Here is a 17,581-nt window from a genome sequence, read left to right as displayed (position 1 = left end):
CCGATCAACGGAGCATTTACGGCTATCTTTACCTTTAGCGAAGCAGTCACTGGATTTGCAATAGGTGATATTTCAGTTGCAAATGCTACTGCCTCAAACTTTACAGCCATCAGCACAACGGTTTATACTGCCCTGATCACTCCGACAACTGATGGGACAGTAACCATTGATGTTGCCGCGAATGTAGCCCAAGACGATGCAACGAATGGCAATACCGCTGCCACACAGTTTAGCCTTATTGCTGACTTGACCAGTCCAACAGTACTTATTTCAAGCACTGCGGCAAATCCAATCAACGGTGCATTTACTGCTACCTTTACCTTTAGCGAAGCAGTTACAGGTTTTGCGGTGGGCGATATTACTTTAGGAAATGCTACAGCCTCAAACTTTACAGCCACAAGTACTTCTGTTTATACCGCTTTAATTACCCCAACAACTGATGGCACCGTAACCATTGATGTTGCCGCGAATATAGCCCAAGACGCTGCAGCGAATGGAAATACCGCTGCCGCTCAGTTTAGTATTACTGCTGATCTAACGGCTCCAACCGTACTTATTTCAAGCACTGCGGCAAATCCAATTAACGGAGCATTCACTGCTACCTTTACCTTTAGCGAAGCAGTCACTGGTTTTGCAGTAGGAGATATTACGGTTGCAAATGGTACGGCTTCTAACTTCAGTGCCACCAGCGCAATGGTTTATACGGCATTAATAACTCCAACTACGGATGGTGCTGTAACCATTGATGTAGCGGCCAATGTAGCCCAAGATGCCGCTACGAATGGAAATACCGCTGCCACTCAGTTTAGTATTACTGCTGATCTAACGGCTCCAACCGTACTTATTTCAAGCACTGCGGCAAATCCAATTAACGGAGCATTTACTGCTACCTTTACCTTTAGCGAAGCAGTAACTGGTTTTGCGGTGGGAGATATTACGGTTGCAAATGGTACGGCAAGTAATTTTACCTCAATCAATCCATCAGTTTACACGACCTCAATTAGTCCATTAACTGATGGGGTCGTAACTGTGGATGTTCCTGAAAATATTGCTGAAGATGTAGCCAGAAATGGGAATGTAGCGGCAACACAATTTAGCATTATTGCAGATTTGACCGCTCCAGAGGTAAGCATGTCAGGTATTCCTGTTGAACTGAATAATTTCGAACCTTTTACCATTACATATTCCTTTTCTGAAAAAGTGACGGGCTTTGCTGGTGCTGATTTTCAATTGGTGAATGCTGAATTGGTTGATTTTAGCACTACAGATAATATCAATTTTAATGTCAGCTTTAAGGCCAAGTCGAACCAAGACGTAAGATTAACATTGCCGGCCAACACAGTTTATGATTTGGCTGCTAATGCCAACGCCACTGAAACTATTGTAGATATTTCTTTTAATAGTTTGCCAATGGATATTTCATTGTCTGGGTTAAGTATTGACGAAAACAATTCACTAGCAACTGAAATTGGGCAATTTACCACAGTCGATGCTGATGTTGGTGATGTTCAGACCTATAGTTTAGTAGCAGGTATAGGTTCAGAAGATAACGATAAATTCAGTATCACTTTTAACAAGCTTAGGGCGGCATCGATATTCGACTTTGAAGCCAAGTCTGTTTATAATATTAGAATTAAAACAGATGATGGAAGAGGAGGTGTCTTTGAAAAGGCCTTTGTAATATCTGTTAATGACCTAAATGAGCAACCTACTAATATTAGCCTAAGCAATACTTTGATTGATGAAAGTGATGAAACAGACATATTGGTAGGTCTGTTTACTACCGAAGACCAGGATAATGGTGATAGCTTTACCTATGAATTAGTAACTGGAAACGGAGATGATAGTAACAGCTTTTTTAAGATTGTTAATAATGAACTGCATACTTCTCAAGCCATAAATTTTGAGACCCATAAACTGCTTTCAATTCGTGTAAGAGTGATTGATTCGGGTGGTTTAACCTTTGAAAAGTCCTTTGAGATTGCGGTAAATAATGTAGTGAATGAAGACATTCGAGATTATACTAAAGATAGCCCAACCGCCCGAATTAAGAATTTCTTTACTCCCAATGGTGATGGAGTAAATGATGTATGGGTAATCGAAGATATTCTGGATAATCCTGAAAATGAAGTAAAAGTATTTGCTCAAAGCGGAAAGCTTGTTTTCAGTACCAAGTCATACCAAAATAATTGGGATGGAAAGTTTGAAGGTCAATTATTACCATCCGGCACATATTACTACGAGGTGAATATTTCTAACGGAAAGGCCATTATAAGAGGCATGCTTTTAATCCTTACCAAATAGCCCAAAGAAGATGAATAGAATAAGAAACACATTTTTAATATTTGGTTTATTTGGGCTGGCAAATTTAGTTAGCGCACAACAGGCCCCTTTGTTCAATCAGTATTTCACCCAACCTTCACTTGGTTATGCTTCAGCAAGTGTGCTTTCGCATAGTCCTCAACTAAGCTTATTGTATAGAGGGCAGTGGTCGGGGCTAGAAGGAGCTCCTGAAATATTTGCTTTGAGTTTTTCCAATCCATTAAAGAATAAATGGGGCTACAATGTCAATGTACATAGTTTTGAATTTGGCTTTTTAAAACAGACTTATTTAGGCGCAGGTTTTTCAAAAGCATTTAATTTGAAAGCTCATCAACTTTCAGTGGGCACTGAAATAGGGGCTTCTCTTTATCGTTTAAATGAATCGAAAATCAGTATTGAAAGCTTAAATGATGAATTGATTCAGAATCTATTGGGTAGAAATGGTAGTGCTTTAAATATGAACCTTTCGCTCTCTTATCAATACAGATCATTGCTGGCTCATTTTTCTGCACTTAATATTATAGATGAAAGCCTTTCAAACGATGATTTTGTAGAACTAAATGATAATAATAGAGCCGATTACATGGCGGCTTTAGGGTATGCATTTCGAATTAACTCCATAAATAAAATCGTTTTCACTCCAGTTATTACATGGCGATATAAGGAAGTACTGGGTGGTACTTTTGATTTGGCTGCTAAGCTAGATTTGAATGATAAATTTCAGCTTAGTACTGGTTATAGAGAAAACTACGGAGCTACAGCAGGAATAGGCGTAAAAATAAAGTCAAACATGTTGTTTACTTATAATTATGACTTTGGTAAAAGCGATGTTCCTTTTGTCTCTGATGGATTTAATGAAATAGGGTTGCATTTCACCTTTCAGAATAAAAAAGAGAAAAGTCTAAAGTTAGAAACCGAGGCGCTTTCCATCATTGATAAGATCCAGAAAGATGAAATTTATGAGCGTAAGCTGATCAGCACTCCAGATCAGGAAGTGGTGCTTGCTTACCTATCATCATTAGAAAAAGGGAATAAGAAAGAAAGGGAAATAAAAGCAAATGAAGCTTTTGAAGATATTCTTTCAGCAGTAAAAAACAAAGGTTTAGCGCGTTTACAAGCAGAAGCTAATGAACGAAAGGAAGCAGAGCGATTAGCTCAGTTGGAGGCCCAAAATAGAGCACAAGAGCAAGAGGATCGCTTAGCTCAAGAAGCCAAGGAAAAAGCTTTGGCCGAACGTAAATTATTGGAGGGAGAATCAGTAATCAAAGAGGAAGTAGATGATAATCAGGTGAATGGAGATTATATTTTAGTAGTGAATTCATTTACATACAATAGTGCCTTGGCAGCAAAAAATCTAAATAGCTTAAAGGAAACTTATCCAAACTCAGGAATTTTCAAGAGTAAAAAACGCGGCTATGATTATGTTTATATTATGGCTTTCTCAGATTTTGATAAAGCAATCGAGGCCATGTTGGCACTGAAAAAAGAAAATAAATTCTCTGATAGCTGGGTGCATATTGTAAGGTTGAGCTTAGAGAAATAAAATAGAGAAATTATAATCTGGTGAATGAAGAAAAGGTCAATTATCCGAGTTTGGCCTTTTCTTTAATTGACAGTGCATTGAACCGCATAATTAGCTCATTTCATGTCGTAACCATAAGCATATTACCAGTCAACCAATTTTTGAAGGGTTCTAAATCTTAGTTTCTTATCTTCCCATTCAAGAATTATAGGATATGCGAAAAACTAGACTACTAACCCTTTCCGCGCTTTTTTTGCTGATTTTTAATTTCGGCCAAGCGCAGGATAACCCTCAACTCGATGCCTTTCAATTTAGAAATGTAGGTCCAAACCGTGGTGGCCGTGTAACAGCCGTTATGGGGGTAGAATCACAACCCTCTACGTTCTATATGGGAGCTACAGGTGGAGGCGTTTGGAAAACCGATGATTATGGAAATTCATGGGAAAACATTTCAGACGGATATTTTTCAACCCCTTCAATTGGCGCCATTTCGGTATACCAAAAGAAACCAGATATTATTTATGTAGGAACTGGTTCTGATGGCCTTAGATCAAACGTTATTACCGGTAAAGGAATGTATAAATCTACAGATGCAGGTAAAACATGGGAGTTTATTGGACTGAAAGAAACAGGCCAAATTGGAGCAGTAGAAATTCACCCCAATAATCCTGATGTTGTTTTTGTAGCCGCTATTGGTAACGCGTTTGGAAGAAATACTGAACGAGGTATTTTTAGAACTAAAGATGGTGGTAAGAACTGGGATAAAGTGCTTTATCACTCTGATAGTGTTGGTTTCTCTGATTTAGAATTTGCACCAGACGACCCGAATACAATTTACGCTGGAGCATGGCGTGCCGAAAGAAAACCTTGGGATATCATTTCTGGGTCTATGGAAGGCGGAGTATACAAGTCTACTGATGGTGGTGAAACTTGGAAAAAACTAACCAACGGTCTTCCAAATGGCCTGATTGGTAAAATAGATTTTGCTGTTTCTCCAGCAAACCCAAATAGAGTGTATGCAAATATTGAAGCAGGAGATAATAAAGGTGGACTTTACAGATCTGATGATCGTGGTGCATCTTGGGAGTTTGTAAGCGATAATTCAAACCTTACTAATCGACCATTCTATTACACTAACATTTATGCCAATCCGAAAAATGCCGATGTAGTGTATAATAGTGCATTGCGTTTTATTAAGTCATCTGATGGAGGTAAAACATGGCGAGGAGTTTCAACCCCACATAGTGATAACCACGACATTTGGATCAACCCTAACGATACTTCAATTTGGGTACAAGGAAATGACGGTGGCGCAAACGTAACCATCAACAATGGTAAAACATGGTCCACACAATTGAACCAACCTACTGCCGAGCTTTACCAAGTAGATATTGACGACCAAGAACCATACTGGTTATATGCAGGTCAGCAAGATAATTCTACTTTGGCTGTACCTAGTTTACCAACAGGTTCAAACGATTTCCCAATCTTTAACTTAGGCGGTTGCGAAACTGGACCGGCAGTACCAAAACCAGGAAATTCAGACGTGGTATATTCAAACTGTAAAGGAAATTTTGGAGTGTATGATAAACGTACAGGTCAAGAAATGCAGTACAGTGTGGGTGCCATGAATATTTATGGTCACGATGGCGATAAATTAAAGTTTAGGTTCCAGCGTGTAGCGCCAATTACCGTTTCACCTCATAATCCAGATGTAGTTTATCACGGTTCTCAGTATTTACATAAAACGACAGATAACGGTAAAACTTGGGAAATTATTTCTCCAGATTTAACCGCTTTCGATCCAACTAAGCAAGTTTCTGCAGGTAGACCAATAACAAGAGACGTTACAGGTGAAGAGTATTTCAGCACGATTTATTCTATTCAAGAATCAAGGATTCAGCCTGGATTAATTTGGGTTGGAGCCAATGATGGCCCTGTTCATGTAACACGCGATGGCGGTAAAAACTGGACGAACGTAACACCAAACATGCCGAAGGATGGTCGTGTGGATTCGGTTGAACCTTCACCGCATAACCCAGCAAAAGCATATGTTACCGTATTACGTTATCAGTTAGATGACTACAGACCATATATCTACAAAACAGAAGATTATGGCAAAACTTGGGAGCTAATCACCAAAGGTATTCCTAATGATTATCCAGTGAGAGTGGTAAGAGAAGATCCGGCCAAAGAGGGACTTCTTTTTGCAGGTACAGAGTTCGGTTTGTTCATGTCTATGAACGATGGAAAAGATTGGGTGACATTCCAAAACAACCTTCCTGTTACACCAATTACAGACCTTAAGATTTACAAGAACGACATCGCCATGTCTACCATGGGTAGGGGCTTCTGGATTTTAGATAACATCACTAGCCTTTATAATATGGAGGCTGCCGTTAAGGCTGATGCCTTCCTCTTCAAACCGAAAGATACTTACAGATTTAGGTATCGTGGTGGAAGAGGTGTTCCTCAATATCCAAATTCGGCAGTAGCAATTGATTACTACTTGAACGACACTGATGAAGAAGTTCAATTGGATATTATTAACGAAGAAGGGCGAATCGTGAAGTCGTTTACCAGTGGTAGACCGGCTCCAGTAGAAAACCTTGAAGTAGATATGGCAACAGGCTTCTCTATGCCTCCTCCATCTTCTGGTTTGAGCAAAGACAAAGGTCTGAATCGTTTTTCTTGGAATATGCGTAATGCAGGTGGCTGGGATGCCAACCCAAGAAGATCTTATCAGGGTTTTGGTCCAATGGTGTCAACAGGTGAGTTTACTGTAAAATTAAAAGTAGGCGATAAGGTGTTAACAGAGAAGTTTACTTTGAGTTTAGACCCAAGAGCTACTTTGGTAACCGATGCTGATGTGAAGGAACAAGAAAGAGTAGCCTTACTACTTCAGGATTTTTCAGAGGATGTTACTCGTTTGTTAATCAGCGTTACCGAGGCTAGGGAAGCTTTAGATAACTCATTGAACAAGGAGAAAATCAGTAAAAAGGATCAAAAGAAGAAAGATACTTTGGATGCATTATACTATAGAATAGTAACCCCTCCAGGCACATACATGCAGGGAATGCTACAAAGTCAGCTAGGCTACCTAAATGGTATGTTAAGCAGAGCAGACCAAGCGCCAGGACAAGATGTTTACGAACGTTTAGAAGAGCTTAAAGCAGAATACAACGCAATTAAGAAAGCTTTAGAAGAATTGAAATAAACACCAACCTTTTAAGTGAACCCTCCAAAAGCTTCGAATTTTTGGAGGGTTCTTTTTTTTAACCTGATTTATGTATTAGGTTTCGTAATGAAGAGCTAGGTGCAATTCTAAAAACTGAAGACTAAGAATAATAAAAGGCAACATTGGCAACGATAATATCATCCATTCTTCTAATCGCGCTGATTATAGTTCCTATCCTTCTGTTTGTAGGAATAAGAAAATGGATTAGCCTAAAATTTGACTTTTGGACCTATCTTATTTTTGGCTTGATAATTACCGCAGGTATCATGTGGACATTTGTATGGTGGGGGGACTATTCCAACCGACTTTTAATGAGTCATTATGGATATGACTTTGATGCAATGAATGACAATAGACGATTTGTAAATGTTGAACCCGAAAATTTCGAAAGAGTTAAGCAACTGGAAATTGGATATTTCGGAGTTGGTTGGCCCTTAAAAGCTATCATGACTTTTGTTTTCTATTCACCGTATTTGTTGATAGTTTATTTAGTCGGACAGTTGATAGGAAGAACGAAAAGAAAGTAGAATGAACATGAGCCAAATAGTATATATAGTAAATAGGGCATTCGGTGGCTTAACAAAGTGGTTTTAAGAATGAATAAATTAAAACTAAATGCAATGTTTAGGATGAGTGTTACCCCGAAATTTTTCACTTACTATTGACCTGTTTAGCTTCTACCAAAATAGCCTATGGAAAAGAAGAAATGGTATTCGAGTATTCCGCATCCAGTTGTGATGCTCTTCGGTATTCTAATACTCATTACTTTATTAAGCCACTTGATTCCTGCTGGTGCTTATGATAGAGTAGAAGTAGATGGTCGCCAAATGGTAGAACCGGGCTCTTACCATCAAATCGACCCAACGCCTTTGTCTTTTCTAGACATGTTCAGGGCCATTCCAGGAGGCTTCTCCTCTGCCATTCTTATCATTTTTGTTGTGCTTTCCAGCGGTATCATGTTCGGGGTTTTGGAAAAGACTGGAATGATCGAAAACGCAGTCGGTACCTTCGTTAAGAAAATGGGCTTCGAAAGAAGAATGCTGCTGGTTGTAATAATGACATACCTTTTTGGTGCTCTCGGTGTCTTTGTTGGCTATGAAAATAACATCGCCATGATTCCAATTGCGGCCATTGCTAGCTTGGCTTTAGGGGGCGATTTAATGTTGGCTGCAGGAATTGCCGTAGGAGGAGTTACGGTGGGTTTTGGTCTTTCGCCCGTCAATCCATACACTGTTGGTACTGGCCACTCTTTGGCCGAAATGCCCATGTTTTCGGGGTGGCTCTTGCGTTCAGTGCTTTGCTTTGTAGCGCTTAGCGCTTTGGCTTATGTCAATGTTCGTTACTTCAGAAAAATATTGAAGAACCCAGAAAAGAGCCTTTCCATTGGGCTAGACACTAAGGGTTTTCAACTTTCAAAGCCATTGGATACTTATGGAATGAAAGGCAAAGATTGGTTAATGCTGATCATTTTCGTTGGTGGTTTGGTAGTAATGCTTTATGGCGTATTCACCTTTGGTTGGTACCTTACTGAAATCAGCGCCATGTTCATTATTATCTCCATCGTGGCGGCCCTTGCTGCGCGAATGTCAGGAACAGAAATAGGAGAGACCGTTTTATCTTCCGTAGCCGTTGTCGCTCCAGGGGCTTTTATGGTGGGTTTAGCGACTTCCATTAAGGTAGCCATGGAAATGGGCAATATCTCCGATACCATCGCTTTCAATTTGGCAGAAACGCTTCGCGACCTACCCACATATGCATCCGCTGTTTCAATGTCTTTGGCGCAGTGTGGTATTAATTTTCTTATTCCTTCGGGAAGCGGACAGGCTTTGGCTACATTACCCATTATGATTCCATTAGGGGATGTTTTAGGCTTAACGCGTCAAACCACTATTCTCGCTTTTCAGATAGGAGATGGAGTGACTAACCTTTTCAACCCAACCTTGGGCGGTTTAATTGCCATGCTCGCCATGTGCCGAATTTCCTTCGACCGCTGGCTCAGATTTATTATGCCTGTTGTGGGGGTGATTCTGGTAGTTTCATGGCTATTTTTGCTCTTCAGTGTGAGCATCGACTGGGGGCCTTTTTAAGGTATAGGGTAAGTATTAGGTATTGAGAAGCTCATACCCATGACCCATGACCAATAACTATTGACCAATGACCAAATTATGACCGTAGAAGAAATACTAACCAAACTCGTTTCATTCCCAGTATTAGGGGGCGAAAGTAATCTTTCTATTTTAAGTTGGATTGAAGAGTACCTCGATAAACATGGGGTAGAACATCACCGTGTGCCAAATGAAGACGGAACTAAAGCCAATCTCCATTGCCGTATTGGTCCAGAAGCGGAAGGTGGTGTGATTCTCTCTGGACATATGGATGTTGTGCCTGTAAAAGGTCAAGCTTGGAATACCGATCCTTGGGTTTTGACCGATAAAGAAGATGGTAAACTGTACAGCCGTGGTTCATGCGATATGAAGGGCTTTGTGGCTTGCTGTTTGGCTGCTTTACCTGCCATGCTCAAGGCCGATTTAAAGACACCAATTTACTTTGCCTTTTCATACGATGAAGAAATTGGCTGCTTAGGCGCTCCCGATTTGGTGAAAGCCATCAATGCCCACTACAAAGTAAAACCTAAGTTCGCCATTATTGGAGAACCTACCATGATGCGCCCGGTAACAGGCCAAAAAGGGATCTGTATTTTTGAAACTACCGTGAGCGGTTCTGAAGGCCATAGTAGCCGAATTAAGCAAGAAGTAAGCGCCATTCACGAAGCCATGCGTTTAATTCTGTGGCTTGAGAACAAAATGAATTCACTGATTGAAGCGGGCAGAACCGATGATCGTTTTACTCCTAATCACACTTCCATTCATATTGGAATGGTGAAGGGTGGAATTGCCCCCAATGTAATTGCCCAAGAATGTAAATTCAGTTGGGATGTGCGCACCATTCCATCGGAAACACCACAAGAAATCAAAGCGGAATTCGATCTCTATTGTAGGCAGCGAGAGGCTGAGTTAAGAAAAATTCACCCTGATTTTAAAATCTCGACCAGCAATGTGCACCCTGCCGTACCGGGCTTAAATACTGCCAATGATCAAGAGGTTGTGGCTTTAGTGAAAGATTTGGTTCGCAATCCCAAACTGGATGCTGTGTCCTACGCTGCGGAAGCAGGCCAGTTTGCAGAAGGTGGTTTTCAGGCCGTAATCTGTGGCCCAGGTGATATTGCCCAAGCCCACCGTGCCAATGAATTCATCCATAAAGACCAACTGGTTCAAGGGATGGAGTTTATGGGTAAACTGATTGAGAAGTTGAGTTGATCAGCTCCAGCGGAGCGACCTTAAATTCATAATTCCATTTGGGCAAATATTTGAATTAAGCGACCTTGCAGTAAATCACGAATTCAGGAATAATCTGAATGTATTGAAATCCATTGCTTATGAAATTACACGTTATAGATACAGGCTTTTTTAAACTTGACGGTGGTGCCATGTTTGGTGTTGTGCCCAAATCGCTTTGGACAAGAACCAACGAAGCAGACGAAAATAATATGTGCACTTGGGCCATGCGTTGCCTTTTAATTGAAGATGGAAATCAATTGATTTTAATTGACAATGGTATTGGCAACAAACAAGACGCAAAGTTCTTCAGTCATTATTATTTACACGGAGATGCCAGTTTAGACAGCTCATTAAAGAAAGCTGGGTTTTCACCCAATGATGTGACAGACATGTTTCAAACCCATTTGCACTTCGATCATTGCGGAGGCGGAGTTGATTACGTGGGAGATAATAAAGATAAACTTCAACTACATTTCCCCAACGCAAAATATTGGAGCAATGCCGATCATTGGAAATGGGCTACCGAACCGAATGCACGTGAAAAGGCTTCGTTTCTAAAAGAAAACATTTTGCCCATTCAAGAAAGCGGACATTTGAATCAAGTTCCTTTGGATGGAAAATCTCCCTTTTCTCAGTTCGATATTTTCTTTGCTGATGGCCATACCGACAAGCAGATGATTCCTAAAATCAAGTATAAGGACAAAACCATTGTTTTTATGGCTGATTTGCTACCCTCTACTGGTCATATTCCATTACCTTATGTTATGGGTTATGATACGCGTCCGTTGCTCACCCTTTCAGAAAAGGAAAAATTCTTGAAAGAAGCGGCAGATAACGAATACATCCTTTTTCTTGAACACGATTCAGTGAACGAGTGTTGTACTGTCAAAAACACGGAAAAAGGAGTAAGATTAGATCGCACTTTTCCATTGTCAGAAGTATTATAAAATGAAAACAGGAATAGCTTTATCGGGCGGAGGTGCTCGAGGATTTGCCCACTTTGGTGTTTTACAGGCTTTAGATGAACTTGGTATAGAGATTAATGCAGTTTCAGGTACCAGTGCGGGCTCTATTGCTGGCGCTTTTTATGCCCATGGTTATAAGCCTACAGAGGCTTTGGAATTGATTTCTAAAACTAATCTTTTTAAAATTATCTGGCCTGCTTTTAGTCTTTCTGGCCTGATTAACATGAGCAAAAGTGAAGATGTTTTTAAGAAATTCTTTAAAGAAGATACCTTCGATAATGCTCAAATTCCTTTACAAATTATTGCTACAAACTTAAATGAAGGAAGAAAACATGTGTTTTCAACAGGCCCTTTGGTAAAAGCCATGATGGCATCGAGCTGTATTCCCTTTATTTTCGATCCGGTAAGAATTGGTGATGAAGCCTATGTAGATGGAGGAATTGTAAATAATTTGCCTGCTGAGGTTCTACGTTCCACTTGTGATATCGTGATTGGAGTGAGCGTAGCGCCAGTCATTCGCGAAAATGAATTGGGAGGGCCAAAGCGTATGATTGAAAGAATTTCAATGGTAGGTATAAACGCCAATGTGTCGGCTAGCAAAGAGCATTGTGATATTCTAATTGAACCCACTTCATTAAGAAAATACTCTACTTTCGACATGAAGAAAGCTCACGAGATTTATAAAATTGGTTACGAATCGGCTCATCATTACTTTGATACTCATCAAGACGACCCTGCTGTAATTAAACTCTTAACCAAAGCCAAAACACAAACTTCAACTACTGCCTCATGATGAAATTATTGTCTAGGTTTTTGTTTTGGATTACGGACTGGAAGCTTGAAGGAAAATTTCCTGAAGGAGTAAAGAAGGTGGTAATTACGGCAGCACCTCATACTAGCAATTGGGATTTTGTATATGCTAGGGCTGCTTTCTATTTGTTAGAAGTACCATTGAATTACACTATCAAAAAGGAATTTATGGTAGGTCCCTTGGGTTGGATGCTGAAGAGTATGGGGGCAATTCCAATTGATCGATCACCCAAGAAACCCGGAGAAAAACGCCAGAGCACAGTAGACGCTATGGCTGGTTTGTTTCAAAGCCGAGAAGAACTGGCGGTTATGGTAACACCAGAAGGAACCAGAAAATATGTTCCCGAATGGAGAACCGGTTTTTACTATACTGCGATTAAAGGAGGGGTGCCCATTGTGTTGGGATTTTTAGATTACAAGCATAAAATAGCAGGCATTGGCCCAACCATTTATCCTTCGGGAAATGTAGAAGAAGATATTGAAAAAATGAAGGCATTTTACCGTACCAAAACAGGTAAATATCCAGAGCTAGGTGTAAAATAGAATAGGGGAAGCAATGTTTACAGGGATTATAGAAACCACAGGCGAGATTACGAAAGTAGAAAGAGAAGGTAGGAACGTTCACTTTTCTGTGAGAAGTAACTTGAGTGCTGAGCTAAAAATAGACCAAAGTGTAGCGCACAATGGTGTTTGCCTTACCGTAGTAGAAGTGAAGGACGGTATTCATGTGGTAACCGCCATTGATGAAACACTTCAAAAGACAAACTTGGCCAGCTGGCAAACAGGAACTGTAGTCAATTTAGAGCGCTGTATGGTAGCTAATGGCCGTTTTGATGGGCATGTGGTGCAAGGTCATGTGGATCAAATCGGTACAGTTACCCAAGTGCAGGAACAGGATGGAAGTTGGCTTTTCGACTTTGAATATGACTCTAGTTTAGGGAATGTTACCGTAGAAAAAGGCTCTATCTGTGTGAATGGCACAAGTTTGACCTGTTTCAATTCTGAAGAAGGAAGTTTTAGAGTAGCCATTATTCCATATACCTACGAGCATACTTGTTTCCACCAATTGAAGGCGGGTGACAAGGTAAACCTTGAGTTCGATATTATAGGAAAGTACGTCAAGCGCTTATTAGGAAAGTAATGCGTTTACAGTTCGAAGTTATTCCGCACCTCTTAAAATTTCGTTTCGAAGCTGGCACCAGCCGGGGATCATTTACGGAAAAGGAAACTTGGTTTATCAAGGTTTGGGAAAAGGAAAATCCTGACTGCGTTGGTTGGGGAGAAGCCAGTCCGCTTAAAGGTTTGAGCATAGACTATAGCCCTAACTACGAAACCGAACTTCAAACTTTGTTGAATACCCTTACTGCATTAGACTTTCCAGAAGAAACTGACGAGTTGCTTGAGTTCATTTCCGCCAATACACCAACTGAAAAACCTTCCATTCGCTTTGGCTTAGAAACTGCGTTGCTCGATCTACATAACGGAGGCAAACGAATAATTTTTGATACTCCATTTACGCAAGGCAAAGCCCGAATTCCAATCAATGGTTTGATTTGGATGGGAGAGAAGTCCTTTATGCAAAGGCAAATTGATGAAAAGCTGAAGGAAGGGTACAATACCATCAAATTAAAAATAGGAGCGATCGACTTTGCTACTGAATTGGCTTTATTGGAAGGTATTAGAGAACAGTATTCCGTCAATGACATAACATTAAGAGTAGATGCCAATGGTGCTTTCACCGAGGCTGATGCGATGCATAAGTTGGAGGAATTGGCTGCTTTGGAAATCCATTCAATAGAACAACCCGTAAAGCCTCATCAATATGAACTCATGAAAAGGCTTTGTGAGGAAAGTCCTTTGGCTATTGCTTTAGATGAAGAGCTTATTGGTGTAAGTACTAAAGAAGATAAAAAGGCACTTTTAGAACGCATTCAACCACAGTTTATCATTTTAAAACCCGCTTTATTGGGTGGTATTCTTTCCTGCCAAGAATGGATTGAAATAGCTGAAAGCCTCAATATTGGCTGGTGGATGACCTCTATGCTTGAAGCGAATATTGGCTTAAATGCCATTGCGCAATTTACTGCTCAGTACCAACCCACCTTACCACAAGGTTTAGGTACAGGCCAACTCTATCATAATAACATAGATTCTCCCTTAGAAATCAGAAAAGGCGAGCTGCTTTATAATAAGGTAAAGGGTTGGGGAGATTTCCCCAAAGAAATCTAAAAAGCGACTCTATTTCTTCTTAATTACAATTCCATTTAATAACTCGAGAATTTTGGTTTCATACTTTTCGTGCAAATTGGTGGCTGTCCATGTAGTAAACTGAACGGTTCCTCTTTCATCAGAGTAGTAATAAGAATCAAAAACTAAGTCTAATCCGTTCAAATCGAAGCTCATTACTCCTCGTATTAAATCAGAACCATTTACGTTTCTTATTTCAGATTTAAGAATGTCCACCTCTGTATTTAGGTTTTCTTCAATATTGTTTTTGGCAATCTTATAAATATTATCAAGTCCAATTTCTATCTCTTCAGATAAAATAGCTACATAAATGTCATTGTCTTTTCCCATAAAAGCGAATTCTGCTTCATCATTAAGCTGGGCAGGTGGCACTCTTCTCCAAACATTTTCATCGTAAAACACTTCAAAAAAACCGTATTTGCTCGCTATGTTTTTCTTAGCATTTGGTGAAACAGAATAAGGGGTTGAAAGAGTATCATATTTAAACGATGTTTTGAGATAATCTAGAATACCTGTTTCTTGAGGTCTGTCGTCCCTGTCAAAGCTCCATGTTCCATCGTCATAAATGTATATGGTATCGCCCTTTTGAGTTACAGCCCAAGTTTGAGCGGTTGCGGAAATCGAAATGATTAAAAGGAGTAGGGAAAGCGAGAATTTCATATTCGTTTTATAGTTTAAATACTCAAGTAATGAGCAGATCAATGATTGCGTTTTGAATATCAGTGCTAGAAAATTATAATCAAAGCATATTGATTATAATTATTTAAAAATCGAGAAGCCTATTGAGCTGTTTCTGTCTTTATTCTTCTACTTAGAATAAAAAGAAAAAGCATAGACAAAACCGCCACTCACGGTATGACCAAAGCTGAAACAACCAGAACAATATAAGGGCAAGTCATCAAGTTTATTATCGCTTTAAACACAAGCGCCATATTATGTGTTAACCCGATACAACTGATAAATACTTGTGATGAAAAAACTATATGCTGTACTCAACCTGCTGGTAATACTTGCGGTAATTTTTTGGAATTATTGGAGTAATACCGGAGGCATAAATGGTAAAACCGTTGGTGAACTAAGTAGTGAGTACTTCAATCTTTTTACTCCGGCAGGCTATGCGTTTTCTATTTGGGGTTTCATTTTCATTGGTTTGATTGTATTAGGAGTAAATCAAGTCCAATTGGCCTTTTCAAATGCGGGTCACAGTGAAAGTATTCTTCAAATAGGACCTTGGTTAATTATTGCGAATGTTGGTAACGCTGCTTGGTTGTGGTTTTGGTTGTATGAACAAACGGGGATCAGCGTAATCGTAATGCTTGTAATTCTGTTTTCGCTAATTCAGATTATTCTAAGGTTGAACATGGAACGATGGGATGCACCTTTAAAGGTAATAGCAACGGTTTGGTGGCCGATTTGTGCTTATAGTGGCTGGATAGCCGTAGCAACCATCGCCAATATTTCGGCCTATTTGGGTAAGATAGAATGGGAAGTGTTTTTTTCTGCCGAGCAATGGACAGTGATAATGATCAGTATTGCTGGGCTTCTAAATGTTTTTATGATTTACACCAGAAATATGCGTGAGTTTGCTTTGGTGGGCGTATGGGCTATTACCGCCATTGCCGTCAGACATTGGAATGAAATACCATTATTGCAATGGACATCCGTTTTCTGGGTGGTTATCTTGTTAATTGCAGTAAGTGTTCATGGCTATAAAAACCGTAAAACCAATCCATTTAAGAAAATGGTAAGCAGTGAAGGTTAATTTGATAAACAGTTTAAGGTTTAAAGTTTAATGTAAGCTTTGGTGCTAAATCCTCGTTATAAACGAGGATTCGTAGGGAACCCTACAACATACCGTCACTCTGAGGTTGATGTTTGAAAAACTCAACCGTGAGAGTCTGTCTGTTCGGAGATGATGCTTGTAACATGACTTAGTTAGACGCTTCTGCTTATTAATTTATTTTAAGTGGATCTGTTTGCTTTTCTGTCACCCTATAAGGTTTTTTTTCAGAAACACATAGGACATCAGTTTTAAGCCTGAAGTTTATATTGTAAGCTTCGTTGCTAAATCCTCGTTGCAACCGAAGATTAGTGGGTGTTACAAATGTGGATTAGCCGAGTTTCAATTATCGAAAAAATCGCAAGTATATCTAATTTATCGCCCAAATAAGTAAATCAATAAGGTTGCCTTGCCTAGTTTCGCTTTCTGTTTTATTGCCGGTATTTTGGAAAATTTCAATAATGTTTAACTCCTTCTTCGATTGACTCATTTCGTTAAAGAAACTATTTATGCAGTCATTATTCTCTTGCAGCAAGTGTTCGTAATTCGAGAATATATTTAGAATTAATTGATATTCTTGATCCTTTAGTTGATTGCCAATCCTGCTTTTATTTGTGAGTAGGGCATAGCTATCAGGAAAAAGATCTAGGGTTTCAAAGATAAGTATAGAATTAAGTTTGCTATAGGCGTTAACATCTTGATAAATTCTTCGTTGACTCTCCTTTATCTCGTTCAATATTATTTTTCGTGTGTTATCATAGAGAATAGCTATTTCTTCTATTTTTTCTAAATCAGAGTTTTTGATTTGTTCCTTGATTTGACTTTTCAGCATACTATATTTTGGTAGTATTTCTTTACTGAGTTTGGCGTAATACTTAATTCTAAAGTCAATATCTATTAAATAAACAGAATCTAATTCCATGCTTTCATAAATCGATTCCTTAAGTGTACCTTGCTTGCAGTCTTGCGAAAAAAGTCCCGTACTTACTGAAAAGAGTAGAAAAATAAAATATGTAAACCTCATGATTAATAAATTAAGGGATTTGTTTTCAAAAAATAGTACATTTTTCACTTTTTATTTTTTTTTATTTCCTTCTTGAGATCTTAGTTATACAATTCCATTTAAAGAGTTCGTCTGTATTGAAAACCGTGTAAGTCAAATCGTTAGAAGCCTGAAATATAATGTAAGCTTCGGTGCTAAATCCTCGTTATAAACGAGGATTAGTGGGGAACCCTACAACATACCGTCACTCTGAGGTTGATGTTTGAAAAACGAAACCGTGAGAGTCTGTCTGTTCGGAGATGATGTTTGTAACATGACTTAGTTAGACGCTTCTGCTATTAATTTATTTTCAGTGG

At 39.3% G+C, this 17,581-nt stretch carries 14 protein-coding genes; 12 read left to right on the top strand and 2 right to left on the bottom strand.

The features are described from left to right. From AWW67_RS12780 to AWW67_RS12730, 11 genes are all read left to right on the top strand, one after another. Positions 1-2,304, top strand: a 2,304-nt coding sequence (locus tag AWW67_RS12780; RefSeq protein WP_141655453.1) for an Ig-like domain-containing protein, incomplete at its 5' end; no start/stop codon positions are given. A 10-nt stretch (positions 2,305-2,314) separates the two neighbouring features. Then, the gene (locus AWW67_RS12775) at positions 2,315-3,865 is read left to right on the top strand and encodes a PorP/SprF family type IX secretion system membrane protein (protein ID WP_062302212.1); all 1,551 of its coding nucleotides are present in this window, start codon (positions 2,315-2,317) and stop codon (positions 3,863-3,865) included. A gap of 193 nt (positions 3,866-4,058) precedes the next feature. Then, positions 4,059-7,061 carry a WD40/YVTN/BNR-like repeat-containing protein gene (locus AWW67_RS12770; RefSeq protein WP_062302210.1) on the top strand — a complete coding sequence of 1,001 codons (3,003 nt, stop codon included), beginning with the start codon at positions 4,059-4,061 and terminating at the stop codon, positions 7,059-7,061. Between the two features lie 143 nt (positions 7,062-7,204). Then, positions 7,205-7,609, top strand: coding sequence for a hypothetical protein (locus AWW67_RS12765; protein ID WP_062302209.1), 405 nt, complete (start codon positions 7,205-7,207; stop codon positions 7,607-7,609). A 165-nt stretch (positions 7,610-7,774) separates the two neighbouring features. After that, entirely contained in the window at positions 7,775-9,169 is a 1,395-nt protein-coding gene (locus tag AWW67_RS12760) for a YfcC family protein (protein ID WP_062302207.1), read from the top strand. A 78-nt stretch (positions 9,170-9,247) separates the two neighbouring features. Then, positions 9,248-10,399, top strand: a complete 1,152-nt coding sequence (gene argE / locus AWW67_RS12755) for an acetylornithine deacetylase (RefSeq protein WP_062302205.1) — start codon at positions 9,248-9,250, stop codon at positions 10,397-10,399. Positions 10,400-10,518: 119 nt separating this feature from the next. Continuing rightward, on the top strand, positions 10,519-11,367 hold the full coding sequence (locus AWW67_RS12750) for an MBL fold metallo-hydrolase (protein ID WP_053224872.1): 849 nt from the start codon (positions 10,519-10,521) through the stop codon (positions 11,365-11,367). 1 nt (position 11,368) lies between these two features. Beyond that, positions 11,369-12,178 (top strand): patatin-like phospholipase family protein, encoded by an 810-nt coding sequence (locus AWW67_RS12745; protein ID WP_062302204.1) that lies wholly within the window; start codon positions 11,369-11,371, stop codon positions 12,176-12,178. Continuing rightward, on the top strand, positions 12,175-12,738 hold the full coding sequence (locus AWW67_RS12740) for a 1-acyl-sn-glycerol-3-phosphate acyltransferase (RefSeq protein WP_062302202.1): 564 nt from the start codon (positions 12,175-12,177) through the stop codon (positions 12,736-12,738). Before AWW67_RS12745 ends, AWW67_RS12740 begins: the two co-directional genes overlap by 4 nt. Positions 12,739-12,751: 13 nt before the next feature. Further along, complete coding sequence (locus AWW67_RS12735; RefSeq protein WP_062302200.1) at positions 12,752-13,336, top strand: riboflavin synthase; 585 nt, start codon at positions 12,752-12,754, stop codon at positions 13,334-13,336. Continuing rightward, positions 13,336-14,424, top strand: a complete 1,089-nt coding sequence (locus AWW67_RS12730; RefSeq protein WP_062302199.1) for an o-succinylbenzoate synthase — start codon at positions 13,336-13,338, stop codon at positions 14,422-14,424. Before AWW67_RS12735 ends, AWW67_RS12730 begins: the two co-directional genes overlap by 1 nt. 9 nt (positions 14,425-14,433) lie before the next feature. Here the strand turns inward: AWW67_RS12730 and AWW67_RS12725 are convergent, their stop codons facing one another. Further along, on the bottom strand, positions 14,434-15,102 hold the full coding sequence (locus AWW67_RS12725; RefSeq protein WP_053224867.1) for a hypothetical protein: 669 nt from the start codon (positions 15,100-15,102) through the stop codon (positions 14,434-14,436). A 310-nt stretch (positions 15,103-15,412) separates the two neighbouring features. Here AWW67_RS12725 and AWW67_RS12720 point away from each other — a divergent pair, with 310 nt between their 5' ends. Beyond that, a complete protein-coding gene (locus AWW67_RS12720) occupies positions 15,413-16,204 on the top strand; it encodes a TspO-related membrane protein (RefSeq protein ID WP_062302197.1) in 792 nt (263 codons plus the stop codon). 388 nt (positions 16,205-16,592) lie between these two features. Here the strand turns inward: AWW67_RS12720 and AWW67_RS12715 are convergent, their stop codons facing one another. Beyond that, a complete protein-coding gene (locus tag AWW67_RS12715) occupies positions 16,593-17,246 on the bottom strand; it encodes a hypothetical protein (RefSeq protein WP_062302196.1) in 654 nt (217 codons plus the stop codon). Between the last annotated feature and the right edge of the window lie 335 nt (positions 17,247-17,581).

The organism is Roseivirga seohaensis (assembly GCF_001592945.1).
Classification (GTDB): Bacteria; Bacteroidota; Bacteroidia; order Cytophagales; family Cyclobacteriaceae; genus Roseivirga; species Roseivirga seohaensis.
Note: the sequence above shows the minus strand (reverse complement) of the source record. Positions and strands in the feature narration are given on the sequence as shown.